The 26440-nt window shown below is 71.2% G+C and carries 28 protein-coding genes and 3 pseudogenes; 4 read left to right on the top strand and 27 right to left on the bottom strand.

The window, feature by feature from the left end; genetic code table 11:
• The 5 genes from ACFWX1_RS39420 to ACFWX1_RS39440 all read right to left on the bottom strand — a co-directional run.
• Nucleotides 1-855, bottom strand: an 855-nt coding sequence (locus ACFWX1_RS39420) for an ABC transporter ATP-binding protein (protein WP_378394961.1), incomplete at its 3' end; no start/stop codon positions are given.
• A 153-nt stretch (nucleotides 856-1008) separates the two neighbouring features.
• Entirely contained in the window at nucleotides 1009-2397 is a 1389-nt protein-coding gene (locus tag ACFWX1_RS39425; protein WP_378394962.1) for a glycine--tRNA ligase, read from the bottom strand.
• Nucleotides 2398-2489: 92 nt separating this feature from the next.
• Nucleotides 2490-3152 carry a class F sortase gene (locus tag ACFWX1_RS39430; protein WP_378394963.1) on the bottom strand — a complete coding sequence of 221 codons (663 nt, stop codon included), beginning with the start codon at nucleotides 3150-3152 and terminating at the stop codon, nucleotides 2490-2492.
• Nucleotides 3153-3236: 84 nt separating this feature from the next.
• Nucleotides 3237-3878, bottom strand: coding sequence for a class F sortase (locus tag ACFWX1_RS39435; protein ID WP_378394964.1), 642 nt, complete (start codon nucleotides 3876-3878; stop codon nucleotides 3237-3239).
• A 5-nt stretch (nucleotides 3879-3883) separates the two neighbouring features.
• Nucleotides 3884-4981: a hypothetical protein gene (locus ACFWX1_RS39440; protein ID WP_378394965.1), complete on the bottom strand. Its 1098-nt coding sequence runs from the start codon at nucleotides 4979-4981 to the stop codon at nucleotides 3884-3886.
• A 281-nt stretch (nucleotides 4982-5262) separates the two neighbouring features.
• On the opposite strand from ACFWX1_RS39440, the gene ACFWX1_RS39445 reads away from it, so the two are divergent.
• Nucleotides 5263-5646, top strand: coding sequence for an ArsR/SmtB family transcription factor (locus ACFWX1_RS39445; protein WP_378394966.1), 384 nt, complete (start codon nucleotides 5263-5265; stop codon nucleotides 5644-5646).
• A gap of 5 nt (nucleotides 5647-5651) precedes the next feature.
• On the top strand, nucleotides 5652-6065 hold the full coding sequence (locus ACFWX1_RS39450; protein WP_378394988.1) for a Fur family transcriptional regulator: 414 nt from the start codon (nucleotides 5652-5654) through the stop codon (nucleotides 6063-6065).
• A gap of 5 nt (nucleotides 6066-6070) precedes the next feature.
• Here the strand turns inward: ACFWX1_RS39450 and ACFWX1_RS39455 are convergent, their stop codons facing one another.
• The 22 genes and pseudogenes from ACFWX1_RS39455 to ACFWX1_RS39560 form a co-directional block, all read right to left on the bottom strand.
• Nucleotides 6071-6829 (bottom strand): TIGR03943 family putative permease subunit, encoded by a 759-nt coding sequence (locus ACFWX1_RS39455; RefSeq protein ID WP_378394967.1) that lies wholly within the window; start codon nucleotides 6827-6829, stop codon nucleotides 6071-6073.
• Nucleotides 6826-7845 carry a permease gene (locus ACFWX1_RS39460; RefSeq protein ID WP_378394968.1) on the bottom strand — a complete coding sequence of 340 codons (1020 nt, stop codon included), beginning with the start codon at nucleotides 7843-7845 and terminating at the stop codon, nucleotides 6826-6828. Before ACFWX1_RS39460 ends, ACFWX1_RS39455 begins: the two co-directional genes overlap by 4 nt.
• Before the next feature lie 110 nt (nucleotides 7846-7955).
• Nucleotides 7956-8372, bottom strand: a complete 417-nt coding sequence (locus ACFWX1_RS39465; protein WP_378394969.1) for a hypothetical protein — start codon at nucleotides 8370-8372, stop codon at nucleotides 7956-7958.
• Nucleotides 8369-9202 (bottom strand): isoprenyl transferase, encoded by an 834-nt coding sequence (locus ACFWX1_RS39470; RefSeq protein ID WP_378394970.1) that lies wholly within the window; start codon nucleotides 9200-9202, stop codon nucleotides 8369-8371. The genes ACFWX1_RS39465 and ACFWX1_RS39470 overlap by 4 nt, the downstream gene beginning before the upstream one ends.
• Before the next feature lie 39 nt (nucleotides 9203-9241).
• Nucleotides 9242-10003, bottom strand: a complete 762-nt coding sequence (gene recO / locus ACFWX1_RS39475) for a DNA repair protein RecO (protein WP_378394971.1) — start codon at nucleotides 10001-10003, stop codon at nucleotides 9242-9244.
• Nucleotides 10004-10051: 48 nt separating this feature from the next.
• A complete protein-coding gene (locus ACFWX1_RS39480; RefSeq protein ID WP_378394972.1) occupies nucleotides 10052-10525 on the bottom strand; it encodes a CD225/dispanin family protein in 474 nt (157 codons plus the stop codon).
• 73 nt (nucleotides 10526-10598) lie between these two features.
• Complete coding sequence (locus ACFWX1_RS39485; RefSeq protein ID WP_378394973.1) at nucleotides 10599-11723, bottom strand: RDD family protein; 1125 nt, start codon at nucleotides 11721-11723, stop codon at nucleotides 10599-10601.
• Between the two features lie 212 nt (nucleotides 11724-11935).
• A complete protein-coding gene (locus ACFWX1_RS39490; protein ID WP_378394974.1) occupies nucleotides 11936-12388 on the bottom strand; it encodes a DUF2752 domain-containing protein in 453 nt (150 codons plus the stop codon).
• Nucleotides 12385-12735, bottom strand: coding sequence for a CD225/dispanin family protein (locus ACFWX1_RS39495; protein ID WP_378394975.1), 351 nt, complete (start codon nucleotides 12733-12735; stop codon nucleotides 12385-12387). Before ACFWX1_RS39495 ends, ACFWX1_RS39490 begins: the two co-directional genes overlap by 4 nt.
• A 25-nt stretch (nucleotides 12736-12760) precedes the next feature.
• Nucleotides 12761-13090 carry a CD225/dispanin family protein gene (locus tag ACFWX1_RS39500; protein WP_378326734.1) on the bottom strand — a complete coding sequence of 110 codons (330 nt, stop codon included), beginning with the start codon at nucleotides 13088-13090 and terminating at the stop codon, nucleotides 12761-12763.
• Between the two features lie 146 nt (nucleotides 13091-13236).
• Nucleotides 13237-14136: a GTPase Era gene (era, locus tag ACFWX1_RS39505; RefSeq protein WP_378394976.1), complete on the bottom strand. Its 900-nt coding sequence runs from the start codon at nucleotides 14134-14136 to the stop codon at nucleotides 13237-13239.
• Entirely contained in the window at nucleotides 14136-14471 is a 336-nt protein-coding gene (locus ACFWX1_RS39510) for a cytidine deaminase (protein WP_378394977.1), read from the bottom strand. The genes era and ACFWX1_RS39510 overlap by 1 nt, the downstream gene beginning before the upstream one ends.
• Nucleotides 14464-15828 (bottom strand): hemolysin family protein, encoded by a 1365-nt coding sequence (locus ACFWX1_RS39515; protein ID WP_378394978.1) that lies wholly within the window; start codon nucleotides 15826-15828, stop codon nucleotides 14464-14466. Before ACFWX1_RS39515 ends, ACFWX1_RS39510 begins: the two co-directional genes overlap by 8 nt.
• A gap of 14 nt (nucleotides 15829-15842) precedes the next feature.
• Nucleotides 15843-16400, bottom strand: a complete 558-nt coding sequence (ybeY, locus tag ACFWX1_RS39520) for an rRNA maturation RNase YbeY (RefSeq protein ID WP_378394979.1) — start codon at nucleotides 16398-16400, stop codon at nucleotides 15843-15845.
• Nucleotides 16397-16729, bottom strand: a pseudogene (locus ACFWX1_RS39525) (PhoH family protein); the annotation flags it as partial. The pseudogene ACFWX1_RS39525 and the gene ybeY, both read right to left, overlap by 4 nt.
• Nucleotides 16730-17002: 273 nt before the next feature.
• A pseudogene (locus tag ACFWX1_RS39530) lies at nucleotides 17003-17818 on the bottom strand (LAGLIDADG family homing endonuclease); the annotation flags it as partial.
• A pseudogene (locus ACFWX1_RS39535) lies at nucleotides 17807-18586 on the bottom strand (PhoH family protein); the annotation flags it as partial. The pseudogenes ACFWX1_RS39535 and ACFWX1_RS39530, both read right to left, overlap by 12 nt.
• A 117-nt stretch (nucleotides 18587-18703) precedes the next feature.
• Nucleotides 18704-19066, bottom strand: a complete 363-nt coding sequence (locus ACFWX1_RS39540; RefSeq protein ID WP_378394980.1) for a histidine triad nucleotide-binding protein — start codon at nucleotides 19064-19066, stop codon at nucleotides 18704-18706.
• A gap of 510 nt (nucleotides 19067-19576) precedes the next feature.
• Nucleotides 19577-20329 carry a 16S rRNA (uracil(1498)-N(3))-methyltransferase gene (locus ACFWX1_RS39545; protein WP_378394981.1) on the bottom strand — a complete coding sequence of 251 codons (753 nt, stop codon included), beginning with the start codon at nucleotides 20327-20329 and terminating at the stop codon, nucleotides 19577-19579.
• Between the two features lie 5 nt (nucleotides 20330-20334).
• Complete coding sequence (gene dnaJ / locus ACFWX1_RS39550; RefSeq protein WP_378394982.1) at nucleotides 20335-21501, bottom strand: molecular chaperone DnaJ; 1167 nt, start codon at nucleotides 21499-21501, stop codon at nucleotides 20335-20337.
• A 35-nt stretch (nucleotides 21502-21536) separates the two neighbouring features.
• A complete protein-coding gene (gene hrcA / locus ACFWX1_RS39555; RefSeq protein ID WP_378394983.1) occupies nucleotides 21537-22562 on the bottom strand; it encodes a heat-inducible transcriptional repressor HrcA in 1026 nt (341 codons plus the stop codon).
• 85 nt (nucleotides 22563-22647) lie between these two features.
• On the bottom strand, nucleotides 22648-24144 hold the full coding sequence (locus ACFWX1_RS39560) for a CoA-acylating methylmalonate-semialdehyde dehydrogenase (protein ID WP_378394984.1): 1497 nt from the start codon (nucleotides 24142-24144) through the stop codon (nucleotides 22648-22650).
• A 134-nt stretch (nucleotides 24145-24278) separates the two neighbouring features.
• On the opposite strand from ACFWX1_RS39560, the gene ACFWX1_RS39565 reads away from it, so the two are divergent.
• Entirely contained in the window at nucleotides 24279-25928 is a 1650-nt protein-coding gene (locus tag ACFWX1_RS39565) for a PucR family transcriptional regulator (RefSeq protein ID WP_378394985.1), read from the top strand.
• A 28-nt stretch (nucleotides 25929-25956) separates the two neighbouring features.
• On the top strand, nucleotides 25957-26322 hold the full coding sequence (locus ACFWX1_RS39570; protein ID WP_378394986.1) for an SSI family serine proteinase inhibitor: 366 nt from the start codon (nucleotides 25957-25959) through the stop codon (nucleotides 26320-26322).
• Nucleotides 26323-26440 lie beyond the last annotated feature (118 nt).

Consider the following 26440-nt stretch of genomic DNA (forward strand, 5'->3'; position numbering starts at 1 on the left):
GGGGCGGGCCCCACCCGCCCCCCCACGGGGGTGTGGGGCGGGGCTGTGGTCCCCCCCCCCCCGGCCCCGCCCCTTGTCGTCCCGGTTCTCGCGCGCCCCCCCCCCCCCCCCCGGCTCGGCCGCCCCCGGCACCCCCGCGCGGATCGTGCGTCCCCCTGCCAGCGCACGCACCTCGGCGACGGACCCGTCGGCGACGATCCGCCCGGCCCGCATCAGCACGACGCGGTCGGCGAACTCCTCGGCCTCTTCGAGGTAATGGGTGGCGAACAGCACGGTCCGCCCGGATTCGGTGAACGCGTACATGGACTTCCAGAACTCGCGGCGGGTGCCGACGTCCATCGCGGCGGTCGGCTCGTCGAGCACGAGCAGGTCCGGGTCGCTCACCAGCGCGACCGCGAACCGCACGCGCTGCTTCTGGCCGCCGGAAAGCTTGGTGGCGCGGCGGTTCGCGAGGTCCTCGATCCCGGCGCGGCGCAGGGCCTCGCGCACGGGCATCGGCTCGCGGTGCAACGCCGCGACCATCCCGACGGTCTCGCCGACCGTGAGGTCCTCCAGCAGCGCGCCGCCCTGGAGCATCGCGCCGATCATCCCGTTCTTGACGGCGTCGCCGGGCGTCCTGCCGAACACGGACGCGGTGCCGGAGTCCGGTGTGGACAGTCCGAGCAGCAGGTCGACGGTGGTGGACTTCCCGGCGCCGTTCGGGCCGAGCAGGGCGACCACCTCGCCGGGGGCGATGGTCAGGTCGACGCCGTCGACCGCACGTACCTCGCCGTAGTGTTTCCGCAGCCCGGTGAGGTGGACCGCGGCCCCCGCCGCGACCGCCTCGTCCCCGTGGCCGATCCTTCGCGTTTCCATGCCCCCGAGCCTGCCGCCACCGGCGGCCCCGCTCGCAGCCCAACCGTCACGACCCCGCCATGACGTCTGTCAGGGGTCACCTCAACGCCGTGAAGGCCTCCTTCACAGCCTTGAGCGCTGTGATGGAGGCCTTCACGGACCTTCGAAGCGGGATCAGCAGCCGATCAGGCGGGCGGCCAGGTAGGACTCGAGCTTGTCGATCGCGACGCGCTCCTGGGCCATGCTGTCCCGTTCGCGCACGGTGACGGCCTGGTCGTTGAGCGTGTCGAAGTCGACGGTGACGCAGAACGGCGTGCCGACCTCGTCGTGGCGGCGGTAGCGGCGGCCGATCGCACCGGCGTCGTCGAAGTCGACGTTCCAGTGCTTGCGCAGCATCGCGCCGACCTCCTTCGCCCGCGGCGTCAGGTCCGCGTTGCGGGACAACGGCAGCACCGCGGCCTTGAACGGCGCGAGCCGCGGGTCCAGCTTGAGCACCACGCGCTTCTCGACGCCGCCCTTGGCGGTCGGCGCCTCCTCCTCGTGGTAGGCGTCGACGAGGAACGCCATCATCGACCGGCCGACACCGGCGGCGGGCTCGATCACGAACGGGCGGTAGCGCTCCTTCGTGGCCTGGTCGAAGTAGGACAGATCGACACCCGAGTGGTTCGAGTGCGTCGTGAGGTCGAAGTCGGTGCGGTTGGCGATGCCCTCCAGCTCGCCCCACTCCTGGCCCGCGTTGAAGTCGAACCGGTACTCGATGTCGACCGTGCGCTTCGCGTAGTGCGAAAGCTTTTCCTTCGGGTGCTCGTAGTGGCGCAGGTTGTCGGACTTGATGCCGAGGTCGGTGTACCACTTCGTGCGCTCGTCGATCCAGTACTGGTGCCAGCGCTCGTCCTCGCCAGGCTCGACGAAGAACTCCATCTCCATCTGCTCGAACTCGCGGGTGCGGAAGATGAAGTTGCCCGGCGTGATCTCGTTGCGGAACGACTTGCCGACCTGGCCGATGCCGAACGGCGGCTTCTTCCGCGCGGTCGTCTGCACGTTGAGGAAGTTGACGAAGATGCCCTGCGCCGTCTCGGGACGCAGGTAGTGCAGCCCCTCCTCGGACTCCACCGGGCCGAGGTGGGTCTTGAGCATCATGTTGAAGTCACGCGGTTCGGTGTACTGGCCGCGGGTGCCGCAGTTCGGGCACGGGACCTCGGACAGGTCGTCCTCGGAGGTCTCCTTGCCGGTGCGCGCGGCGAACTCCTCCGCGAGCTGGTCGGCGCGGAAACGCTTGTGACAGGACAGGCACTCGACCAGTGGATCGGTGAACACGCCCACATGGCCGGAGGCGACCCACACCGGACGCGGCAGGATCACCGAGGAGTCGATGCCGACGACGTCGTCGCGGCTCTGCACCACGGTCTTCCACCACTGGCGCTTGATGTTGTCCTTCAGCTCGACGCCGAGCGGTCCGTAGTCCCACGCCGACCGGGTGCCGCCGTAGATCTCTCCGCTGGGGAAGACGAAGCCACGACGCTTGCACAGGCTGACGACGGATTCAATGGTATTGGCGGGCACTCCACGCTCCGGAAGCATGCGGGGACGGTTATCGGACTCGAAGGACTAGCGTATCCGCCCGCCCCCGCGGCTCCACCGGCGAGGTGACCGGCTCACGGACGCGACATGAGCGACGCGGTGACGACCCGGTTGTCCTCGTACCCGGTGCTCCCGCCCACGTACTCTCCGCCACACGTGACGAGCACCAGCTTGTGCGGCCCCTCCGGGGCGAACAGCTGTTCCGAACGCGCCGCGAGCTGGGTCTTGTGGATCGTCTCGGCGGCGTCGATCCGGTAGGTCCACCGGCCGCCCGAGGTGTCGGCCAGCGTGACCTCCTGACCGGCCTTGACCTGCCAGAGCTCGAAGAACGGGCCCTTGGCGCCCTTCCAGTTCACATGCCCGGAGAGCACGGTCACGCCCCGGTCGGCGCCGAGGTTCGCGCCCCACCACGCGGCCTCGTCGAGGGCCTGCGGGATGGGCAGCGTCCCGTCGGCGGCGAGGTCCTGGCGCACCGTCTTGGCGGCCCCTCCGCCGGGGAGCGTGAGCTTGCCGGGCGCCTTCCCGCTGTCGGTGCTCTCGTGCCCGGCGGGCGCGGCCGGGGCGGAATGGGGAGCCCCGGGCGTCCCGTTCGCGACCACAGGATCACCCGTTCCAGTGAATATGAACAGGGCCGCGACCACCGCGGCCACCACGAGCGCCGCGGCGGCGACGAAGATCCAGCGCCGGGAAGTGCGCTTCGGCGTGGCTGCTCCGGCGGAACTGGACGGGAACGTCATCGGGTCGTGCTCCTTCGCTCGGCGGTATCGGCAAGGCAGGACATGCCGCGTACCGCGTGAGCGGTTGCATCGGATTCCCCGGCGTCAACCGCCGTCCGGGCGGGAGATCAGCGACGCGGTGACGATCCGGTTCTCGTCGTACCCCTCGGTGCCGCCGACGTAGTCGCCGCCGCAGGTCACCAGCACCAGCCGGTGCGGCCCGTCCTGGCCGAAGAGGCGCTGTGCCTGCGCGGGCAGCTCGCCCTTGGCGACCGTGACCGCGCCGGTGACGCGGTACAGCCACCGGCCGCCCTTCGCGTCGAGGATGCTCACGTTGTCGCCGGTCTTCATCCGCCACAGCTCGTCGAACGGGCCTTTCGCGGCCGCCCAGTTGACGTGCCCGGACAGCAGCGACGCGCCGTGCTCGGCACCGAGGCGCGCGCCCCACCAGGCGGCGTCGCCGAGCCCGCGCGGGATCGGGAGGACGCCGGTGCGGGTCACCTCGGTCCGGACCAGCCGCGCGGTGCCGCCGCCGGGCAGCGCGACGGTGCCGGGACGCTGCTGGCCCGGCGCCGAGTTGTCCACCGGGAGCACCGCGGGCGCGCCGTCCTCGCCGGGCAGCGATCCCGGCGGTGGCTCGACGGCCGCGGTCGGCGTCGCGGGTACCCAGGTCAGCACGACCACCCCCGCGGCGATCGCGAGCACCGCCACCACCGCCGACAGCGCGGCCAGACCGGTGCGCAGCACGCGCGTTACCCCTGTCCCGCCTTCGCACGGCGGCGACGGCCCAGCACGACGGCGAGCGCGGCGAAGGCGAGACCGCCGCCGAGCAGGCCGAGCCCGAGCGGGACGCGGAAACCGTCCTCCGGCGCGGCCGCGGCGACGTACCCGGCCGGGACCTGCGTCGGCACGGTGGCCTGCTGCTGCCCGGTCGCGCCGGTGCCGGTACCGCCGGCCGCCCTGGCCACGAAGTTCTTCGGGATCGAGCAGCTGACACCGCCGAGGACGGCGTTCGTCTTGACGTCCTCGAGGTTCGTGCCCTGGTCGTTGCGCACATGCGTGGTGATGTCGACGCGCCAGCCCGCGACCGCGGTGACGTCCCCGTCGCGCCAGCCGTCCTGGCGGACCAGCTGGTCGAAGGCGGTGACCCGGGAGATCGTGACGTCCGAGACGGTCTTGTCCTTGCTGGCCTGCTGGACGTCGCCGGGCGGGCCGAGCTTCAGGTTCTTCAGCTCCAGCGCCGAACCGCCGCCGGGGACGGTGACCGGAGCCAGCGCCCCGTCGGTACCGCGGACCCAGAGCTTCGCGACGGAGGTCGTGGCCGTGGTGCGGTTCGTCGCCGTGCAGTCGACCGCGCTGCGCGCGCCCTCGAACACCAGCACGGTGTTGTCCAGCGGTTTCGCGCCGCCCTGCCAGTTGTCCCGGAAGGCGTAGTTGGTCTCGGCGGCCGCGGTCGGCACGGTGCTCTGCTGCAGCGCGGCGACGACGTCGTGCTCGCGGCTGGCGATCGCGGACGGGTAGGCACTGGCCGACGCGCCGGAGAACTTGCCGAGGTCGATCTCGTAGTGCCCGCCCAGCGTGGCCTTCTCACCGTCGTTGTTCGGCACCGCGACGCGCTCGGCGGACAGCTTCGACTGGCCGGGGCTCAGCGGCGACCGCTGGGTCTCGGTGATCAGCGCGCCGCCGTGCTGACCGCCACCGGCACCGATGCGCACCGACGCGATATTGGCGAACGACACCGGGCCCGTCTTCTCGTCCACGGACTGCGGGGCCTGCGCCGAGGCCACCCCCGGGGCCGCCAGCAGCACGACCAGTGCCGACGCGGCCGACTTCGTCACGAAACGCCTCATGATGCCCCAACTGCCTCCGCTCCGGCCGGACATGACTCCATCGCCGGTTCGGCGGCCCGGCGGAAAGTTCCTGCGACAACCTTGCACCGTCCGCCACAGGTTGCGAAGTGGAACCACCGATTCTTCCCGATGTCACCTGAATGGACTAGTACCTTCCGCGCGTCGACGACCAGGCGGCCGCCGCCGGAGGGAACACTAGGATGGGAGGTGCCGTTATCGGCAATGACTACCGAAATCATGGTCCGGACCGGCCGGGCACGGTGAAGGGGCGGAGGCTCGACATGGCGACGGTGACCCCGGGTGCGGCCGTGCCCGCCTGGGCGGACGACGACGGCACCCACACCCCCGGCCAGCCGAGCGCCGCCCCCGCGGCGACGGCTTCGGCCGCCACCCTCGCCGACGCCGGTGACCTGCTGCGGGCACTCGCCGCCCCGGTCCGGATTGCGATCGTGCTGCAACTGCGCGAGGCCGACCGCTGCGTGCACGAGCTGGTCGACGCGCTCGACGTCGCCCAGCCGCTGATCAGCCAGCACCTGCGCGTGCTGAAGACGGCGGGCGTGGTCCGCGGCGAACGCCGCGGCCGCGAGGTCGTCTACCGGCTGGCCGACGACCATCTCTCGCACATCGTCGTCGACGCGGTGGCACACGTCCAGGAAGGGAAATAATGACGATGAGCCAGGCCGCCTCCCGCAGCACGACGCCGGTCCCCGGCCGCCGGTCCACCCGGCAGCGGACCGCCGTCGTCGACCTGCTCAACACCATCGACGGTTTCCGCTCCGCGCAGGAACTCCACGACGAACTGCGCAAACGCGGGGACGGCATCGGGCTGACCACGGTCTACCGGACCCTGCAGTCGCTGTCCGAGGCCGGGGAGATCGACGTCCTGCGCACCGAGTCCGGCGAGGCCATCTACCGCCGCTGCTCGGCGCATCACCACCATCACCTCGTCTGCCGCCTGTGCGGGCGGACCGTCGAGGTCGAGGGGCCCGCGGTGGAGCGCTGGGCCGAGAAGGTCGCCGCGGAGAACGGTTTCTCCGACATCAGCCACACCGTCGAGATCGTCGGCGTCTGCACCGACCACTGAGACGCTCAGTACTCGTAGGGGTCTTTCGGGGCGGGGATCGGCGTGACCGTGGCGGTGGTGAAGTCCGGGGTGTAGGCGTTGGCTTTCGTCGCGGTGCCGGGGACGACCTGCCCGGTCACCTGGATCCAGGTGTCGCTCGCGAGGTGGTCCGCCCCGCCGCCCAGCAGCCGGACGGTCACCGGGAAGGCGTCCGCGGCACAGCAGGTGATCACCAGCCGGGCCAGCAGCGTGCTGCCGCCGGTGTGCACGACGAACCCGGACAGCGAGACCGTGCGGCCGTTCAGCGTCCCGCTGTGATCCCAGCCTGCCCGGCTCACGAACTGGTTGAGGGGCAAGGAAACCACGGGGTCCGCGGGCAGCGGCGGGAAGGCCGCCGCCTCGGCCGCGGCGCTACTCTGCGGGGCCCTGGCCTCGGTCCTGGTCACCGAATCGGAGCCCAGCGCGGGCGGCGCGACCAGGAACACCGCCAGCACCGGCAGCACCAGCAGCCACGCCGACCGCGCCGCGTGATGATGCCCCTCCCCCGGCCCGTGGCCGTGCGTTTCGTCCGCGGGCACCGGCGCCGCGGCCCGCGCCTGGCCCCGCGCGGCCAGCACGTCGCGCACGATCGCGATCGCGCCGAGCACCACCATCACCGCGCCACCGGCGATGATCCACGGCTGCTGCGCGGGCTTGACGTAGCGCAGGTAATCGCCGTTGAGCGCGATCTTCACCAGCGCCCCGCCGAGCAGGATCAGCAGGACGTTCTGGGTTTCCCGCCTCACGAAACACCTCCGAGGAAGACCACACCGGCCAGCACTCCGCACACCAGCGCCACCACGAACGTCACCGGAGCGAACCGCAGCGCGAACGACCGGCCGAACGTGCCCGCGTGCAAGGCGAACAGCTTGACGTCGACGGCCGGCCCGACCACCAGGAACACCAGTTTCCCGAGCAACGGCACCGCGGACAGCGACGCGGCCACGAAGGCGTCCGCCTCACTGCACAACGCGAGCACCACCGCGAGCACGGCCATCACCAGCACCCCGAGCACGATCTGCTCGCCCAGCACGCCGAACCACTTCGCGGGCACCAGGACGTTCAGCGCCGAGGAGATGAACGCGCCGAGCACCAGGAATCCGCCGGACTCGACGAGATCCGCGCGGGCCGTCTCGGCGAAAACCCGCCACCGGGCGCCGTTTTCGACCTCGGGCAGCCGTTTCAGCGCGCGTTCGGTGATCCACTCGAGCTTGCCCCAGCGCGCCCACAGCCAGCCCATCACCATCGCCGTCACCAGCGAACCCGCGAAGCGCGCGAGCACCATCTCGGGCTTGCCGGGGAACGCCACCGCCGTCGCCACGAGCACCACCGGGTTCACCGCGGGCGCGGCGAGCAGGAAGGTCAGCGCCGCCGCGGGTGCCACTCCCTGCCCCATCAGCCGACGGGCCACCGGCACCGAGGCACATTCACAGCCGGGGAGCGCGACCCCGGCGAGCCCGGCGACACCGACCGCGACCCCGGTCCGCCGCGGCAGCAGCCGGCGCAGCACGCGCGCGGGCAGGAACGCCGCGATCGCACCGCTGATGAGCACGCCGAGCACCAGGAACGGCAGCGCCTGCACGCACACCGCGACGAACACCGTCGACCCGGTGCGCAGCGCGGGCACGTCGAACACGCGCTGCAGCCAGCCCTGGGCCAGGATCGCGATCAGCAGGACCGCGCACAGCACCTCGATCGACGAGATGCGGAACCGGCGACGGGCCCGCACCGGCTCGGCGGGGTTGTTGGAAATGGTTTCCACGGTCGCGATGATGCCAGGCCGCACCGACACCCTCGCGAGCGAGCGGAAGTTCGCTGCCCGTTTCGGCACCCGAAACACCGTTCGCACCGGTTTTTCCCCGGCGAACGGCCTCAGCCGAGGCCGGGCAACTCCACCCGCAACTGCGACGCGGTGGACACCACGAGCATCATCAACGTCCCCAGCGGCGCGGGCTCCATCCCCCGCGCGGGGAACGCGTACCGGAGCGTGACGTCGACGCCCTTCTCGCTGCGGGACACCCCGAGCGTGCCGAACAGCCCCTCGCCCGCGCGCCGTGCCACCGCGGCCGCGATCGCCTCCTCGTCGGGCAGATCCCAGGCGATCACGCACGTCATGCTCAGCACCGCGAGCCCGTCCGCGAGCATGCTCGCCTGGACGACACAGGGCACGTCGTTGTGGGAGAACGTCAGCACGCCGTCGTCGTCGACGTGCACCTCGAGGTAGCGCTCCAGCCCCTCCCGCGCCCGCGTCAGCAGGTCGGCCGTCTCCTCGGCCTCGGCGGTGCTCACGACGCGCCTCCCGAGGCGTCGCCCGAAGCCTGGTCGACGGCGCCGCCGAACCGGCGGTCCCGCTTCGCGAACTCCAGGCAGGCCCGCCACAGATGGGTGCGGTCGAAGTCGGGGAACAACGTGTTCTGGTAGACCATCTCGGCGTAGGCCGACTGCCAGATCAGGAAGTTGGACGTCCGCTGCTCGCCCGACGGCCGCAGGAACAGGTCCACGTCCGGCATGTCCGGCTGGTAGAGGTACTTGCCGATGGTGCGGTCGCTGATCTTGTCCGGGTTCAGCTTCCCGTCCGCGACGTCCTGGCCCATCCGGCGCATCGCGTCGGCCAGCTCGGCCCGCCCGCCGTAGTTGACGCACATGGTCATGTTGAGCGCGGTGTTGTGCTTGGTCTTCTCCTCGGCGACCTGGAGCTCCTTGATCACGCTCGCCCACAGCTTCGGACGCCGCCCCGCCCAGCGGATCCGCACACCGATCGAACCGAGGTAGTCCACCTGGCGGCGGATCGTGTCGCGGTTGAAACCCATCAGGAAGCGCACCTCTTCGGGACTGCGCTTCCAGTTCTCGGTCGAGAACGCGTACACCGAGAGCCACTTGACGCCGAGCTCGACCGCGCCGCTCGCGACGTCGATCATCACGGCCTCGCCGCGCTTGTGCCCCTCGATCCGCGGCAGCCCGCGCTGGTTGGCCCAGCGGCCGTTGCCGTCCATCACCAGCGCGACGTGCTTCGGGATCAGCTCGCGCGGGATCTCCGGCGGCCGCGCCCCGGACGGATGCGGATCCGGCGCCCGCAGCTCGTATCGCGACGCCTTGGTCTCGCGTCCCCTGCGCAGCACTCGTACCCTCCAAAACCCGGCAGTTCTTCGCCGACGACCCTACTGGCCCGGCGTGGCGGCCTCCCTGGCACGCCGCTCGACCAGGGGCAGCGAGCGGAGCTGCCGTTCCAGATGCCACTGCAGATGCGCCGCGACCAGGCCACTCGCGTCACGCCGCACCACCGGCACCGATTCACTCGCGACCGTCCACTCGCCGTGCATGAGCGCGTCGAGCAGCACGAGGACCTCGGGGGCGGGATGCACACAGCCGGGGACGCGGCAGTCCTGGCACATCGAACCACCCGCGGAGACGCTGAACGCGGCGTGCGGGCCGGGCAGCCCGCAGCGGGCGCATTCGGTGATCGCCGGTGCCCAGCCGGCGTAGGACATCGCGCGCAGGAAGAACGCGTCGAGCACCAGCGAGGAATCCCGCTCACCACCGGCCAGCGCGCGCAGCGCGCCCACGACGAGCAGGTACAGCTTGAGCACCGGCTCGCCCTCTTCGGCGGAAAGCCGGTCCGCGGTCTCGGCGATCGCGCTCGCCGCGGTGTAGCGCTGGTAGTCGGCGACCAGCGGCAGCGCGAACGCGTCCACGGTCTCGACCTGGGTGATCACGTCGAGCGTGCGCCCGGTGTAGAACTGGACGTCGACGTGCCCGAAGGGCTCCAGCCGCGCCCCGAACCGCGACGACGTGCGGCGCACACCCTTGGCGACGGCCCGGACCTTGCCGTGCCGCCTGGTCAGCAGGGTGACGATCCGGTCGGCCTCACCCAGCTTGTGCGTCCGCAGCACCACTCCGGTGTCGCGATAGAGGTTCACCACCCCGACATCGTCCCACCCGGGGACGACATCGGGGTGGAGCGACCCGGATCAGTGGTAGTAGCTGTAGGTGCGGACGCTGGAAGCGGCCACGATCGCGACGATGATCCACACGATGCTCAGCGCGCAGCTGATGCCGCCGATGATGGTGGCGATCAGGCAGAGCGTCTTGGTCGTCTTCGACGCCTGCTCCGCCATCATGTAGTTGCCCTGGGCCTTGTACGTGTTGACCTCGTTGGACTTCATGATCGCGAAGATCGCGAGGATCCAGAACAGGAAGATGCAGCCGATCGCCCAGCCCTTGTAGTCCTTGATGGCGTTGATGTCGCCACCACCGGGCGGCACCCCCGGGCCACCGCCGAACGCGGGCTGGCCGTACGCAGGCGACGGCTGTCCGTAGGGCGCGGGCTGGCCGTACGGCGCGGGCATCCCGCCGGACTGCGCGGGCATCCCGCCCGACTGCGGGTACCCGGGCTGCTGGCCGTAGGGCTGCTGGCCGGGCTGCTGCCCGTAGGGATTGGTCATGACGGTGTTCCCCAATTACTCGTGATCTTCCGGCGGGCGTTCCCCGCCGGTGGTGACCGGGTACCGGCCCCCGCTAGCGCGGCGGCTGGTCCTGGCCGGGTTGGTGCGGCGGCAACCCGCCGGGCTGGATTTTCTGCGTCTCGTCGGCCTGACCGGAGCCGGTGGCAGCTTCCGGACGCAGCATCTGGGTGCGCTCGGCCTGATCGTCACCAGGCGCTGCCTGCGCGCCGGTGTCCGGCCGCAGCATCTGGGTGCGCTCGGGCTCGTCCTGGCCGCCCGTCTCCGGCGCCGTGGGCGCCGACGGCGGGACGGGCTGGGCGAAGCCACCGGACTGCGGCAGCCGGCCCGGCGCGGCGGGCTGGCCGAAACCGCCCGGCTGCGGCGGCTGCCCCGGCGCGGGCGGCTGGCCGAAGGCGCCCTGCGGCTGCTGCCCGAAGCCCCCGGTCTGCGGCTGGCCCGGCTGCGGCTGGCCGAAACCGGGCTGGCCGGACACCATCGGCTGCACGGGCTGCCCCGGAGCGGGGTACCCACCGTACGGCTGCGCGGGCGCGGCGGCGAAGGGCGAGGAACCCGCGCCGGGAATGCCGCCGGGGGCGCCGTCGTCAGTGACCACAATGGACCCGACGATCTTGTCGGCGAAGGTCTGCGCCTTGTCGTCCCACAGTGGCCAGAGGAACCCGAGATAACAGACGGCGCTGTCGAGGAAATGGCAGACGTCGCGCAGGAACGCGCCACCGGCGCCGAGCGGCTGGGCGGTGTCTTCCTTGACCAGCTTGATCTTCAGCACGCGCTTACCGAGGGACTGGCCGGTGTTGCCGCCCTGGATCCAACGGTTGTAGACGGTCCAGCCGAGCCCGGCGAGGCCGCCGATGCCGAGGAGAATGCTGCCCGCCGTGATGGACCCGATCATCACCAGGTAGCCGATGAGCTGGATGCCGATGACCGGCCCGAGGTCGATGAGGAACGCGCCGACGCGCTGGCCCCAGTTCGCGAGGTTCCGCGGCGGTCCGCCGAACGGCGAAGGCGCGCCGAAGGGCGCGGGCTGACCGTAGGGCGCGGACGGCCCCGGCTGTCCGAACGGGACCTGCTGACCGGGCTGCGGCTGCCCGTACGGCGCCGGCTGGCCGAACGGCGCGGGCGGTCCGAACGGCTGCTGCCCCGGCTGGCCGGAGGGCTGCTGGCCGTAGGGATCGGTCATCGGGTGTTCCCCCTCGCTGGTCGCTCCCCCGCACGGGCCTCGTGCGGGAATCGGCCCAAATGTACGGCAGTGTCGGTGCTCCGGCCGGTTCGCGGAGCGTACTCGGTGCGGCAAGGGTTCCACACCGCAGGCGTCCACGCCGCACGAACTGTCGAACCGGTCCGACGCAGCCGTGCCGCCGCCGGTTCCGGCCGCGTCCGGATCGGACGGAATCAGACGTACAGGCCGGTGAACGGGGCGAACGGCAGGTTGCGGACGACGAACCACACGACGAACACCACGGCGAAGGTCAGCGGGGTCCACCGCCAGTGGAGCCAGCTGTTCACCGGTCTGCCGCGCAGGCGTCCGACCGCCCAGCCGACGGTGCTCCACACGAAGAGCAGAACGACCACAAAGGACACCGCGTTGTAGTGCAGCGCGGCCGGGATGTCGCCGTGCAGCAGGCTGTAGGCCATCCGCAGGCCGCCACAGCCGGGGCAGTCGATGCCCAGCAGCGCCTTGGTCGGGCAGACCGGCAACGGGCCGCCCGGCGTGGTCGGATCGCCGAGCCACACCGCGACGCAGCCCGCCGCCGCGCCCGCGGCGATGGCCAGCGGCGGGGCCAGCGCGCGCGTCCTCGCGCGCCAGCCCCGCGCCGGGAATCCCGTGTAGACGGTCGTGGTCACGGCGTGAACCCCTTGACCGAGGTGCCGACGACCAAGAGCATCACCACGATGAAGATGACGTAGAGCAGCAGGAGGATCCCGACGCTGATGGCCGACCACATCGCCCATTTCTTCGCGTCGTCCGCGGCCTTGTGCGCCTCGGCGTGAAGTCCTTGGAACCACAGCGAATTCACCTGGCTCGACTTCACGATCGCGACGATCCCCAGCGGCAGGCAGCACAACACGGTGGCGAGGATCGCCCACACGAGGTTGTTGTCCGGTGGCGGCCCGTAGTTCGGCGGCCCCGGGTAGCCGTAGTACGGCTGCTGCCCGCCGGGCGGATACGGCGGCGGGTACTGGTTGGTCATCGAGACCCCCCTGCTGGTTCGTACGTCAGTAGCGCGTGCTGACGGTACCGCCGAGGGTGAACACCCCGGCCAGCGACAGGATCAGCGAGATCACCGACAGCACCACGCCGACCACGGCGGCGATGATGGCCCACTTCTTCGCGGCGTTCGCCGCTTCCTGCGCGGCCGCGGTCTGTCCCTGGGCCCACAGGCTGTTGACCTTCGTCGCCTGGACGATCGAGACGATACCGAACGGCAGGCAGCAGAAGATCGTGGTGAGGATGGCCCACACGAGGTTGTTGCTGGGCGGCGGTCCGGGCTGGTAGCCGCCCCCCTGGCCGCCGGAGTAGTTGGGCAGGCCCTGGTTCTCGGTCATTTTCTCGGTGTCCCTTTCGGTGTACGTGAGGTACCGGCCTGGCACGCTGCCCGATCAGCGCTCGATGCCGGAGGTGAGACTGTAGGGCGCGCCGTGCGGTACCGGTCCCCGTTTCGTCCCGTCGCGACCGAATCGAGACCGAGAGTTCAGAATCCGAGCCTGCGCAGCTGCTTGGGATCACGCTGCCAGTCTTTCGCCACCTTGACGTGCAGGTCGAGATACACTTTCGAACCGAGCAGCGCCTCGATGTGCTTACGCGCGGTGGCCCCCACCTCACGCAGCCGTTCGCCCTTGTGCCCCAGGATGATGCCCTTCTGGCTCGACCGCTCGACGTAGAGGAACGCGTGGACGTCGATCAGGTCGTCGCGGCCCTCGCGGGGCAGCATCTCCTCCACGGTGACCGCGATCGAATGCGGCAGCTCGTCGCGGACACCCTCCAATGCGGACTCACGAATGAGTTCGGCGACCAGGGTCTGCTCGGGCTCGTCGGTGAGTTCCCCGCCCGGGTACAGCTGCGGCCCCTCGGGCAGTTTGGCGACCAGGACGTCGGCGACCTCTTCGACCTGGAAACCGTCCACAGCGGACACCGGGATCAGCTCGGCGAAGTCCATCACCTTCTGCAGGGCCAGAAGCTGCTCGGCGACCTGTTCCGGTTTGACGAGGTCGGTCTTGGTGACGATGCCGATCACCGGCGTACGCTTCGCGATCTTGGCCAGCTCGGTGGCGATGAACCGGTCGCCGGGACCGATCTTCTCGTTGGCGGGCACGCAGAATCCGACAACGTCCACTTCGGACCACGTCGAGTGCACGACGTCGTTGAGGCGCTGCCCGAGCAGCGTCCTCGGCCGGTGCAGGCCCGGCGTGTCGATGATGACCAGCTGGCTGTCGTCGCGGTGCACGATGCCGCGGATCGCGTGCCGGGTGGTCTGCGGCTTGCTGGAGGTGATGGCGACCTTCGTGCCGACCAGCGCGTTGGTGAGCGTCGACTTCCCGGCGTTGGGCCTGCCGACGAAGCAGGCGAACCCGGAACGGTGCGGCTCGCCCATCAGCGCAGCACCTCCAGCACCGCGCCCGAGGCGTCGGCGAGCACGATCGGCGCGTGTTCGGCGATGTCGCGCACGGCGTGCACCGACGCCTCCTTCAGCAGCGGCTCGCCGCTGACGACCACCGCGGCCTCGATGCCCTCGGCACCGCTGGACAACGCCGCGGCGATCGCCGCCTGCAGCGCGGTGAGCTGGAAGGACGGCTGGTCGACCGTGCACGCGGTGTAGGTCCGGCCGTCGGTGTCGCGCACGGCGGCGCCCTCGGCGGCCTGCGTGCGCGCCCGCGACGAGCGGGCCAGGGTGACCAGCTTCTGGTCCTCGGCGTCCAGCTCAGGCATGTTCGACTCTCCTGTCACGTTCATCGGGGTGGGGCGGCTTGCCGCGGCGGCGCCCGGACCCGCCGTTGCCCTCGGGCGCGTCCTCCTCGGCCTTCGCGACCGGCCGCACGACGACCGAGGTGATCCGCATCCGCCCGCGGCGGTCCTTGCCCCCTTCGGCGAACAGCCTAAGACCGGCGACTTCGGCCTCCGCGCCCGGCAGCGGAACCCGGCCCAGCTGTTCGGCGAGCAGCCCGCCCACGGTCTCGACGTCGTGGTCCTCTTCGAGGTCGAGACCGAACAGCTCGCCGAGGTCGTCGAGGCCGAGCCGGGAGGAGACCCGGACCGCGCCGTCCTCCAGTTCCTCGACCTCGGGCCGCTCGTCGGTGTCGGACTCGTCGGTGATCTCGCCGACGATCTCCTCGAGGATGTCCTCGATGGACAGCACGCCCGCGGTGCCGCCGTACTCGTCGACCGCGATCGCCATGTGGTTGTGCGAGAGCTGCATCTCCTTCAGCAGCTCGTCGAGGCGTTTGGAGTCCGGCACGAAGCTCGCGGGGTTCATCACCTCGGAGACCCGCCGCGCCGAGCCGTCGGCCATGTACGCGGGCATGAGGTCCTTGATGTTGACGACGCCGACGATCTCGTCCACCGATTCGCCGATCACCGGCACCCGGGTGAAGCCGGTGCGCAACGCGAGCGCCAGCGCCTGCCGCACGGTCTTGTCGTGCTCGATCCAGACGATCTCGGTGCGCGGCACCATGACCTCGCGGGCGACGGTGTCGCCCAGCTCGAACACCGAGTGGATCATCTCGCGCTCGGAGTCCTCGACGACGCCGCGCTCCTGCGCGAGGTCGACCAGCTCCCGCAGCTCGACCTCGGAGCTGAACGGGCCTTCGCGGAAACCACGGCCGGGCGTGATGGCGTTACCGATGACGATGAGGAGCCGGGACAGCGGGCCCAGCACCGAGCCGAGCACGCGGACGGGCCCGGCGACGATGGTCCCGACCCAGTACGGATGCTGGCGCCCGATGGTGCGCGGTCCGACGCCGACGAGGACGTAGACGACCACGACCATCACGACGGCGGCGACCGCCACCGCGAGCCCGAGCGGTTCGATCTCGTCGAGGCACACCACCGTGACCAGCACGGTCGAGGTCAGCTCGCAGCTGACCCGCAGGAGCAGCAGCAGGTTGATGTGACGGCGGCGTTCCTCGATGACCGCGGCCAGCTGGCGCGCGCCGGCCCGGCCCATACGGACGAGACCTTCGGCGCGCGCCTTGGAGACGGTGCTGATCGCCGCGTCGGCCGCCGCGAACACCCCGCCGAGGAGGACCAGCGCGATCGCGATGACGAGCAGTGCGGTGTAGTCGCCCATCGGCGGAGGACCCGTCAGGCCGGCGGCTCTTCGGCGGGCGGAACGGTGTCGAGCCCGGCGGTGCCGAGCAGCCGCTCGTCCGCGCTGCGCTGCGCGTCGCGGCGGTCGAACGCGGCCACCGCGGCCTGGTACTCGCCGAGGATGCGCTTCTGCAGGCCGAACATCTCGCGTTCCTCGGCCGGCTCGGCGTGGTCGTAGCCGAGCAGGTGCAGCACGCCGTGCACGGTGAGCAGGTGCAGTTCGTCGAGCAGCGCGTGCCCGGCCTTCTTCGCCTGGTCCTTCGCGAACGCCGGGCACAGCACGATGTCACCGAGCAGCGCGGGCGAGGCGTCCGGCGCGTCGGGACGGCGGGAGGAGTCCAGCTCGTCCATCGGGAACGCCATGACGTCGGTGGGGCCGGGCAGGTCCATCCAGCGCTCGTGCAGATCGGACATGACGTCGAGGGTGGTGAGCAGGATGGACAGCTCGGCGAGCGGGCTGACCTCCATCTTGTCGAGCGCGAACCGCGCGGCCGACACGATCGAGGTCTCGTCGACGTCGACGCCGGACTCGTTGGCGATCTCGATACTCATCGACGGCCCCCCTTCCAGCCGTTGCCGGGCTGGTCCTGGGCGTCCTGCACGGCCTGCCACTTCTCGTACGCGTCGACGATGTCGCCGACGAGCTTGTGCCGGACGACGTCCTGGCTGGTCAGCTCGGCGAAGTGCAGGTCGTCCACGCCGGTGAGGATGTCGCGCACGACGCGGAGGCCGCTGCGCTGGCCGCTGGGCAGGTCGACCTGGGTGATGTCGCCGGTGACGACGATCTTGGCGCCGAAGCCGAGGCGGGTGAGGAACATCTTCATCTGCTCGGGCGTGGTGTTCTGCGCCTCGTCGAGAATGATGAAGGCGTCATTCAGCGTGTTGTGTGTGAGCAGGTAGTCCTCGGTGACGTACAGCGAGTCCGCCGCTGCCACCTGGATGCACACCGCTTCCGCACGTCCGGCCGGTTCGATGCTCTCGATGAACCGCATCGGGCGCCCGCCGCCGGTCGCGCGGTACTTCAGCCGCTTGCGGGTCAGGCGGAACGGCTCGATCCCGGCGGGCAGCCGGATCTCGACGATGTGGGCGTCGTGCCGGTAGCCGACGTCACGTCCCTTGGCACGGCCCGGCTTGCGCCCCAGCGCCGCGCGGCGCCGGGTGTAGGCGACGCCGCCGAGCGACTGGACCAGGCGGATGACGTCGTCTTTCAGCCGCGACGAGGTCGTCGTGTACTGGATGCGGCAGGTGCGGGCCCGCTGGGTAACCGGCCCACCGTCGGAGTCCAGAAGTCCCTGCAGGACCGCGAGACGGACGTCCGCGGAGTTCTGGAGGTAGACCTCGGGGATGAACTTGGAGTGCGAACGGGTCCCGATCAGCTCAAGCGCGCGCAGGGCGCCGGTGACCGGGTTCTCCAGCGTGATCACGTCGCCGGGTTCCCGCACGCGGTTCAGGGTGTAGTCGACACCGCCCTTGTGACGGACGCGCACCCCGGGAAGCGCCATCTCGAGGGCGATCGCCAGCTCCGGGTCCTCGGTCGCGAAGGCCGGCGTCGTGGAGCCGGTCAGGCACCCGTCCCCGAGCAGAAGCCCCAGCGCGTAGGGGTCCATGGGCACGTCCTGCTCGGGGTGGCAGACCGGCGCCGTCAGCATCGGCAGCTCGTAGCGGCGGGCGTGCGCGGCCCGGAGCTTGCCGATCATCTCCTTGGTCTCGAGGACGCGCCAGGGCTTGCCCCGGCGCTTGTCGGCCGCCGTCCGGACCGTCCAGAGGTGGTCACCGCAGCAGAGCGTGGACGCACCGTCCCCGGCGGTGACGCGGTAGATGTCCTTCTCGCCCTGCGGGTAGACGCCGAGGACCACGGTGGGCTCGCCGTTTGAGCCGACCACGAGGTCGCCGACCGCCAGCTCGCCGATCGGCCGGTAGCCGTCGGGGGTCAGCACCGGCGTGGTGACGGGCTGTGCGCGGCCGCGCATGTAGGCGAGCGGCGCGATCTCGATGGTGCCCGCCTGCATGAGCCGCGGGATGGACTCGGGCTCGACCATGTCGTGCAGCGCGTCGTAGAGCGGGCGCAGGTACGGGTCGATCTTCTCGTTGAGCGTGCCGGGCAGGTAGCCGAGCCGCTCGCCGGCCTCGACGGCCGGGCGGGTGAGCACGATGCGGGTGACCTGCTTGGCCTGGAGCGCCTGGACGGCCTTGGCCATGGCGAGGTAGGTCTTGCCGGTGCCGGCGGGGCCGATGCCGAAGACGACGGTGTGCTTGTCGATGGCGTCGACGTAGCGCTTCTGGTTGAGCGTCTTGGGCCGGATGGTCTTGCCACGCCGGGAGACGATGTTGAGGCTGAGGACCTCGGCGGGCGAGGCGTCGCCGCTGGAGAGCATGCCGACGGTGCGCCGGACGGTGTCGGGGCCGACCTGCTGGCCGCCCCCGGCGAGTGTCACGAGTTCGGCGAAGACGCGTTCGGCGAAGGCGACGTCGGCGGGGGTGCCGGTGAGGGTGACCTCGTTACCGCGGACGTGGACGTCGGCGGCGAGGAGTTCCTCGGCGACCCGGAGGTTCTCGTCGCGGGAGCCGAGCAGGGACAGCGCGGCGGCGTCGGGGATCGGGAATCGGGACTGGGCCGCCTGGGTGGCGGTGGCCTCATCGATGGCCGCAGTGCCGCTGGACGACTTGTCGATGGACTCTGCGGGGACGCCGTCGGGGACGTCGGGCTGGGCGGCTCCACCCTGTGCGGTTCCGGCCACGTGGCCTCTGGCCTGCTTTCTGCGCTATCGCTGCCTTCGAGGGTTTCTGACCCCTCGATGCTAGCGGTTTCGCCGCGCGCGGCGCAGTCCGGTTACCGCAGGCCGCCCAGGCCCTCGCTACCCACCAACCTTGCCGAAGTGCCCCAGCGACTCCCCACCAAGCACATGCGCGTGCACATGAAACACCGTCTGCCCCGCATCCGCATCGGTATTGAACACCACCCGATACCCCGACGAAGAGATCCCCTCCAACGACGCCACCTTGGCCGCCGTAGCGACGACGTCACTCAACAACTGCGGATCAGCAGCCGCCAACTCGGCCACATTGCGATACCTCTTCCGCGGCACCACCAGCACGTGCACCCGCGCCTGCGGATTGATATCCCGAAACGCGAACGTCGTTTCGTCCTGATACACAACCTCCGCCGGCACTTCCCCCGCAATGATCCGCTCAAACAACGTCTCCGCCTCAGAACTCATGCCCGACACCCTATCCACACCACCGCACGCCCACTCACCAGTGCACGAGGGCCGCCAGGCCCGAGTAGCACGACCCACCACCTCAGGCGCGCGAACGTGGAACTCAAGCCCCTGGGCGTGGAACTCGCCGTCGTGAACGGGGAACTCGCCAGGCCGCGCCGGAAGGGGACCACGCTGGGTCGGGAGCTGCCGCACCGTGGGGGTCCGGGGGGCTCGGCCCCCCGGGTAGGACGCGGAACCGCCCGGGGCGCGAAGGGTGGGCTGGAGCGAAGCGGAAGCACACACGAAGACGCCGCGGCGCGGTGGAGCCTGGGGGTCGCTCCACCGCCGCCGCGGCTCCGCCGGACCGAGGGGGGAGGTGCCCGGCGGGGTTCTTCGCGCGCGACCGGGTCTCACCCAGTAGCGCGCCGAAACCGTGTGTGGCGCGTTAGTAAACGAGAGTAACGGCTCACAGTGTGATCGCGCCATAACTCGCCGCAAATTGTGGCGAATTTTTTGGTTGAAGATTTTTCATAGCCAGCGGGCGGTAAGTGTGCCCAGGGCGCCGAGGGCGACGGCGGCGGCCGTTGACGTGCGCAGAACGGTGGTGCCGAGGCGGACGGCGCGGGCTCCGGCGGCGGTGAGTGCGGCGAGTTCCTCGTCGGTGATGCCGCCCTCGGGGCCGACGACGAGGAGGAGGTCACCCGTGTCGGGGAGGTCGAGGTCGGTGAACCTGTCGGGGACGTCGGACTCGAGGACGACGGCCAGGGACATGGTGGCGGCGAGTTCGGCGAGCTCGCGGGTGCCGACGGGCTCGGTGACTTCGGGTACGTGGGCGCGGCGGGCTTGTTTGGCGGCGGCGCGGGCGGTGGCGCGCCAGCGGGCGAGGGCCTTGCCGCCGCGGGGGCCGTCGTCCCAGCGGGCGATGCTGCGGGCGGCGCGCCAGGGGACGATGGCGTCGGCGCCGGCCTCGGTGGCGAGTTCGACGGCGAGTTCGCCGCGGTCGCCCTTCGCGAGTGCCTGGGCGACGTGGACGCGCAGGCCGGGCGGCTCCTCGGTCCAGCGTTCCTCGATGGTGAGGGTGAGGTGCGCGTCGCGACCGGCCTGGACGACCTCGACGACACAGCGGGCCATGCCGCCCGCGCCGTCGGAGAGGACGAGCCGCTCCCCCGCGCGCAGGCGCCGCACGGTGGCCGCGTGCCGGGCTTCCTCGCCGTCGAGCACGGCGTGCGTGCCCTCGGGCAGCGCGTCGGCGAGGAAGACCGGCAGGGTGGTGTCCGGCACGCGGGTTACCGGTGGTTCTTGGCGCGCAGCTTGGAGAACAGCCCGCCGTGCTTGGTGCCGTTGGTGGCCAGCGTCGGCACTTCCTCGCCCCGCTGCTGGGCGAGGTCGATGAGGAGTTCGCGCTGGGCCTCGTCGAGCTTGGTCGGCACCTGGACGTCGATGTGGACGTGCAGGTCCCCGCGCCCGTCGACGCGGCCGGAGGACCGCAGCCGCGGCATGCCCTTGCCGGTGAGCACGAGTTCGGTGGCCGGCTGGGTGCCGGGTTCGATGTCGAGCTCGTAGTCGCCGTCGATGAGGGTCGCGATGGGCACGGTGGCGCCGAGCGCGGCGGTGGTCATCGGGATGCGGAAGTTGCAGTGGATGTCGTTGCCCTGGCGGACGAACACCTCGTGCGGGGACTCGTCGATCTCGACGTAGAGGTCGCCCGCGGGGCCGCCGCCGGGCCCGACCTCGCCCTGGCCGGACAGCCGGATGCGCATGCCGTCGCCGACGCCGGGCGGGATCTTCGCGGTGACGGTGCGCCGCGACCGGATCCGGCCGTCGCCGCCGCACTGGCGGCAGGGGTCGGGGATGACCTCGCCGAACCCGCGGCACACCGGGCAGGGACGCGCGGTGACGACCTGGCCGAGGAACGACCGCTGCACGGACTGGACCTCGCCGGCGCCGCCACAGGTGTCACAGGTCTTGGTGCCGGTGCCGGCGTTGGTGCCCGCGCCGCGGCACAGGTCGCACACGACGGCGGTGTCGACGCTGATCTCGCGGTCGGTGCCGGTGGCGCACTCCTCGAGGCTGAGGCCGAGCCGGATCAGCGCGTCGGAGCCGGGCTGGACGCGGCTGCGCGGGCCGCGGCCACGACCGCCGCCCCCGCCCGCGGCGCCGAAGAAGGCGTCCATGATGTCGCCGAGGCCGCCGAACCCCGCGAACGGGTCGCCGCCCCCGCCGCCACGGGCGCCGTTGTCCATCGGGTCGCCGCCGAGGTCGACGATCTTGCGCTTCTGCGGGTCGGAGAGCACCTCGTACGCCGTGGTGACCTCGCCGAAGCGGTGCTGCGCGTCCTCCGACGGGTTGACGTCGGGATGCAGCTCCCTGGCCAGTTTGCGGTACGCGCGCTTGATCTCCTGATCGGACGCGTTCTTGGCCACGCCGAGGATGCCGTAGTAGTCCCTCGCCACCGTCTTTGCCTTCTCCTTCTTCTCTGCCTGCCCGGTCAGCGGGCGGACAGGATCTGCCCCACGTAGTTGGCCACCGCGCGCACCGCCGCGATCGTGCCCGGGTAGTCCATCCGCGTCGGGCCGACCACCCCCATGCCCCCGAGCAGCATGTCGTCGCGCCCATACCCGATGGACACGACCGAGGTGCTGCGCATCTGCTCGTCCTCATTTTCCTCACCGATGCGCACGGTGATCGCACCGGGGTTGCGCGCAGCGGCGAGCAGCTTGAGCACCACGACCTGCTCCTCCAGCGCCTCGAGCACCTGGCGCAGCGAGCCGGGGAAGTCCGCGACGTTGCGGGTGAGGTTCGCGGTGCCGCCGAGCACCAGCCGTTCCTCGGGATGTTCGACCAGCGACTCCACCAGCACGGTACAGACCCGGGTCAGTGCGTCGCGCAGGTCACCGGGTGCCTGCTCGGGCAGCTCGGCCACGCGCCCCGCCGCGTCGGTGAGCCGGCGCCCCGACATCGCCGCGTTGAGCACGGTGCGCAACCGCGCCACGCCGTCGTCGGTGATGACGTCGCCGAGGTCGACCGTGCGCTGGTCGACGCGCCCGGAGTCGGTGATGAGCACCAGCATCAGCCGGGCCGGGGTCAGCGGGACGACCTCGAGATGGCGCACCGCGGCGTTGGTCAGCGCCGGGTACTGGACGACCGCGACCTGCCTGGTCAGCTGGGCGAGCAGCCGCACGGACCGGCGCAGGACGTCGTCGAGATCGGTGCCGCTGTCGAGGAAGCTCGTGATCGCCCGGCGCTCGGCGGTGGACAGCGGTTTGATCTCGGACAGCTTGTCGACGAAGAGCCGGTAGCCCTTGTCGGTCGGGATCCGGCCCGCGCTGGTGTGTGGCTGGGTGATGTAGCCCTCTTCCTCCAGCGCGGCCATGTCGTTACGCACCGTAGCACTGGACACGCCGAGGTTGTGCCGCTCGACGATCGTCTTCGACCCGACCGGTTCCTGGTTGGAGACGTAGTCGGCGACGATCGCGCGCAGCACCTCGAACCGGCGCTCATCCGCGTTGGCCACTCGCACCTCCGTAAAGCCCGTCGTCCTCACAACGAGTTTACGGAACCTTGAGTGCCCGGCGCTCAGCCCGGGACGGATCCGGCCGTCACGAGTTCTTCGGGAAGCCCAGGTTGACGCCCGCGTGGGAGCGGTCCGGCCAGCGGGACGTGACGACCTTGGTGCGGGTGAAGAAGTGGAAGCCCTCCGGCCCGTACGCGTGCGAGTCGCCGAACAGCGAGTCCTTCCAGCCGCCGAACGAGTAGTACGCGACCGGCACCGGGATCGGCACGTTCACCCCGACCATGCCGACCTCGACCTCGTTCTGGAAGCGCCGCGCGGCCGCGCCGTCGCCGGTGAAGATCGCGGTCCCGTTGCCGTAGGGGTTCGCGTTGATCAGCTCCAGCGCGGCCTCGTACGAATCGGCGCGCGCGACCGAGAGCACCGGGCCGAAGATCTCGTCGGTGTAGATCGGCATCTCCGGGCGCACGTGGTCGAACAGCGTCGGGCCGAGCCAGAAGCCGTCCTGGCCGCCGTCGGCCTCGACGCCCCTGCCGTCGACGACCAGCGACGCGCCCGCCGCCACTCCGACGTCCACATAGGACTCGACGCGGGTGTGGTGCGCCTTGGTGACCAGCGGCCCCATCTCCGAGGTCGGCTTGCGGCCGTCGCCGACGCGCAGCTTCGACATCCGCTCGGTGATCTTCGCGACCAGTTCGTCGCCGACCGGGTCGACCGCGACCACGACCGACACCGCCATGCACCGCTCCCCCGCCGAGCCGAAGCCCGCCGACACCGCGGCGTCCGCGGCGAGGTCGAGGTCGGCGTCGGGCAGCACGACCATGTGGTTCTTCGCGCCGCCGAGCGCCTGGACCCGCTTTCCGTTGCGGGTCCCGGTTTCGTAGACGTACCGCGCGATCGGCGTCGACCCGACGAACGAGATCGCCTTGACGTCACGGTGTTCCAGCAGCCCGTCGACCGCGACCTTGTCGCCGTGCAGCACGTTGAGCACGCCCGCGGGCAGCCCGGCCTCGGCGAACAGCTCCGCGATGAAGTTCGCCGCGGACGGGTCCTTCTCGCTCGGCTTGAGCACCACGGTGTTGCCGCACGCCAAGGCGTTCGGGACGAACCACAGCGGCACCATCGCCGGGAAGTTGAACGGCGAGATCACGCCGACGACGCCGAGCGGCTGGGCGATGGAGTAGACGTCGACGCCGGTCGAGGCGTTCTCGCTGAAGCCGCCCTTCAACAGCTGTGCCGCGCCGCACGCGTATTCGACGTTCTCGATGGCGCGGGCGATCTCGCCCGCCGCGTCGGACTCGACCTTCCCGTGCTCGCTCGTGACGATCTTCGCGAGTTCGTCCTTGCGGGCGACGAGCAGTTCGCGGAAGGCGAAGAGGATCCGCGTGCGCCCGGCCAGCGACGTCCCGCGCCAGCCCGGCAGCGCCGCCGAGGCCGCCGCCACCGCCCTGTCGACCTCGGCCTGACCCGCGAAATCGACCTTCGCCGCGACCTCGCCGGTCGCCGGGTCGAACACGTCCCCGCTGCGCTGCGCCACACCGTCGAACGTCTTGCCGTCGATCCAATGGCTGATGCGGTCGGTCACGGGGCCGCTCCTTCGTCGTGGGTGAACCTGCGCTCCGGAGTCTCCTTCGCGCACGCCACACCGGACCATCGGCAACATGTACGGACTCGGCCGCGCGGCCGTACAGTCTGTCCCACCCCAGAGAATGTGAGCCGATGTACCCGACCGTCGCCGAGGTCCTGGCCCTTCCCGTGCTGCGCCAGGGCCGCCCGCACGTGGTGGCCGGAGCGGCCGGGCTGGACGCCGCCGTGCGATGGGCGCACGTCGCCGAGGTCGCCGACATCGCGCATCTGCTCCGCGGCGGCGAACTGGTGCTCACCACCGGCGTCGCGCTGCCGGACGACGGCGCCGCGCTCGCCCGCTACATCGGCGATCTCGCCGGCGTCGGCGCGGCGGGCCTGGTGATCGAGCTGGTCCGGCACTGGCACGAGAAGCTGCCGCCCGCGCTGGTCGAGGCCGCCGACCGGCACGGCCTGCCGCTGGTCACGCTCTCCCGCGAGACGCGGTACGTCACGGTCACCGAGGCGGTCAACGGGATGATCGTGGACGCGCAGGTCGCCGAGCTGCGCGCGGCCGAACGCGTGCACGAAACGTTCACCGCGCTGACCGTCGCGGGCGCCGAACCGCGGGTGGTGCTGGGCGAGGTCGCGCGGATCACCGAACAGCCGGTGGTGCTGGAGACCCTGGACCACGAGGTGCTCGCCTACGACGCGGCGGGCACCGACCCCGGCGAGCTGCTGACCGGCTGGCCGGCGCGTTCGCGGGCGATCCAGGTCGGCGAGCGGACCGGGTACCACGCCGGCGCGGGCTGGCTGGTGACCGTGGTCGGCGCGCGCGGGCACGACTGGGCGCGGCTGGTCGTCGTGTGCGCCGAACCGCCGCCGCACCGGCACCGCGTCGTCGCCGAGCGGGCCGCGTCGGCGCTGGCGGTGCACCGTTTGGTCGCGAAGGACTCCGACGGGCTCGAACGGCAGGCCCACCGCGCGGTGCTCACCGAGCTGCTGTGCTCGCCGACGCCGTCCGCGGAACTGCTGGCCCGTGCCTCGGCGCTGGCCGTCCCGCTGACCGGACGCCGCCTGATCGGGCTGGCGATCCGGCCGCGGATCACCGCGACCGGGCGGCCCGCGCTCTCCACGCCGCCGGTGCTGCGGGAACTCGCCGAGGCGGCCGCGCTCTCGGCCCGGCGTGCGAAGGTGTCGGTACTGGTCGGGCCGGACGACGTCGCGGTGCGCGCGCTGATCGCGCTGTCGCCGGAGGCGAACGCCGACGCGGTGTTGCAGCGCCTGGCCTCCGACGTCCACGAGGCCAGGAGCAGCGCGCCCGCGGTGATCGCGGTCGGCACGACCGTGTCGGGCCCCGCCGAGGCCCGCCGGACGCTCGTCGAGGCCGCGCATGTCGCGGCCGCAGCGCTGCGGGAAGGCACCGATCGGCCGGTCCACCGGCTGGCCGACGTCCGGCTGCGCGGGTTGCTGCACCTGCTGGCCGACGACGAGCGCGTGACCGCGTTCGCGGCGCGGGAGCTCGGCCCGCTGCTGCAGCGTGACGCTGCCGCGGGCAGCAGGCTGGTGCAGGCGTTGCGGCACTACTGCGCCCAGGGCGGCAACAAGTCCGCGGCCGCGGCGGCGGCCCACACCTCGCGGACCGCGTACTACCAGCAACTCGCGCGAATCGAGCAGGTGCTCGGCGTCCGGCTCGAAGATCCCGAGTCGATGCTCTCGCTGTACGTCGCGCTGCTAGCCCACGACATCGCGGCCGATGTCACCCAGCCGAGCGATGAAGACTCACCCGGACGAGGAACACAGTGACCGGTATGGCGGTGCCGATAGACCCGATATGGCTTTCTTTCCCCTCGCGCCGCTTGCCGCCTGCCTGATCGGCCTGTGCCCGGCGCCGCACGAACTCCCGTCCTCGCTCCAGCTGAGCACCCACGAAGTCACCGGGCGGCTCTCGGCCGTGACGCTGACCTGCGATCCAGCGGGCGGCACCCACCCCGCGCACGACAGCGCCTGCGCGGTGCTCGGCCGCGCCGGGGGCGACTTCGACAAGATCACCCCGCGCCACCAGGCCTGCACCCTCAACTACTCGCCGGTCGACGTCTCGGCCACCGGCGAGTGGCGCGGCAAGCCGGTCGCCTTCCGCGCGACCTACGGCAACGCCTGCGCCGCCGACGCCGAAACCGACGGCGTCTTCAAGTTCTGACCGAAGCGAGCTGAAGGGGACTTTCGTCGCATGCGATGCGAGGAAAGTCCCCTTCATCGCGTCTTACGAGACGAACGTCCCCTTCAGCCCACGGGCGGGCGGGCTGCCCCCTCGGCAG

It is taken from the genome of Amycolatopsis sp. NPDC059021, from assembly GCF_042739895.1.
GTDB lineage: Bacteria > Actinomycetota > Actinomycetes > Mycobacteriales > Pseudonocardiaceae > Amycolatopsis.

What these genes read in the sequence shown, in the direction of transcription:
- ACFWX1_RS39540 (WP_378394980.1), bottom strand. Translation starts at nt 19,066, where the DNA reads ATGAGTTCTGAGGCGGAGACGTTGTTTGAGCGGATCATTGCGGGGGAA.
- ACFWX1_RS39480 (WP_378394972.1), bottom strand. Translation starts at nt 10,525, where the DNA reads ATGACCAATCCCTACGGGCAGCAGCCCGGCCAGCAGCCCTACGGCCAG.
- ACFWX1_RS39515 (WP_378394978.1), bottom strand. Translation starts at nt 15,828, where the DNA reads ATGGGCGACTACACCGCACTGCTCGTCATCGCGATCGCGCTGGTCCTC.
- ACFWX1_RS39565 (WP_378394985.1), top strand. Translation starts at nt 24,279, where the DNA reads ATGTACCCGACCGTCGCCGAGGTCCTGGCCCTTCCCGTGCTGCGCCAG.
- ACFWX1_RS39445 (WP_378394966.1), top strand. Translation starts at nt 5,263, where the DNA reads ATGGCGACGGTGACCCCGGGTGCGGCCGTGCCCGCCTGGGCGGACGAC.
- ybeY (WP_378394979.1), bottom strand. Translation starts at nt 16,400, where the DNA reads ATGAGTATCGAGATCGCCAACGAGTCCGGCGTCGACGTCGACGAGACC.
- ACFWX1_RS39570 (WP_378394986.1), top strand. Translation starts at nt 25,957, where the DNA reads ATGGCTTTCTTTCCCCTCGCGCCGCTTGCCGCCTGCCTGATCGGCCTG.
- ACFWX1_RS39485 (WP_378394973.1), bottom strand. Translation starts at nt 11,723, where the DNA reads ATGACCGATCCCTACGGCCAGCAGCCCTCCGGCCAGCCGGGGCAGCAG.
- ACFWX1_RS39510 (WP_378394977.1), bottom strand. Translation starts at nt 14,471, where the DNA reads ATGCCTGAGCTGGACGCCGAGGACCAGAAGCTGGTCACCCTGGCCCGC.
- ACFWX1_RS39440 (WP_378394965.1), bottom strand. Translation starts at nt 4,981, where the DNA reads ATGAGGCGTTTCGTGACGAAGTCGGCCGCGTCGGCACTGGTCGTGCTG.
- ACFWX1_RS39500 (WP_378326734.1), bottom strand. Translation starts at nt 13,090, where the DNA reads ATGACCGAGAACCAGGGCCTGCCCAACTACTCCGGCGGCCAGGGGGGC.
- ACFWX1_RS39450 (WP_378394988.1), top strand. Translation starts at nt 5,652, where the DNA reads ATGAGCCAGGCCGCCTCCCGCAGCACGACGCCGGTCCCCGGCCGCCGG.
- era (WP_378394976.1), bottom strand. Translation starts at nt 14,136, where the DNA reads ATGGGCGAGCCGCACCGTTCCGGGTTCGCCTGCTTCGTCGGCAGGCCC.
- ACFWX1_RS39430 (WP_378394963.1), bottom strand. Translation starts at nt 3,152, where the DNA reads ATGACGTTCCCGTCCAGTTCCGCCGGAGCAGCCACGCCGAAGCGCACT.
- ACFWX1_RS39495 (WP_378394975.1), bottom strand. Translation starts at nt 12,735, where the DNA reads ATGACCAACCAGTACCCGCCGCCGTATCCGCCCGGCGGGCAGCAGCCG.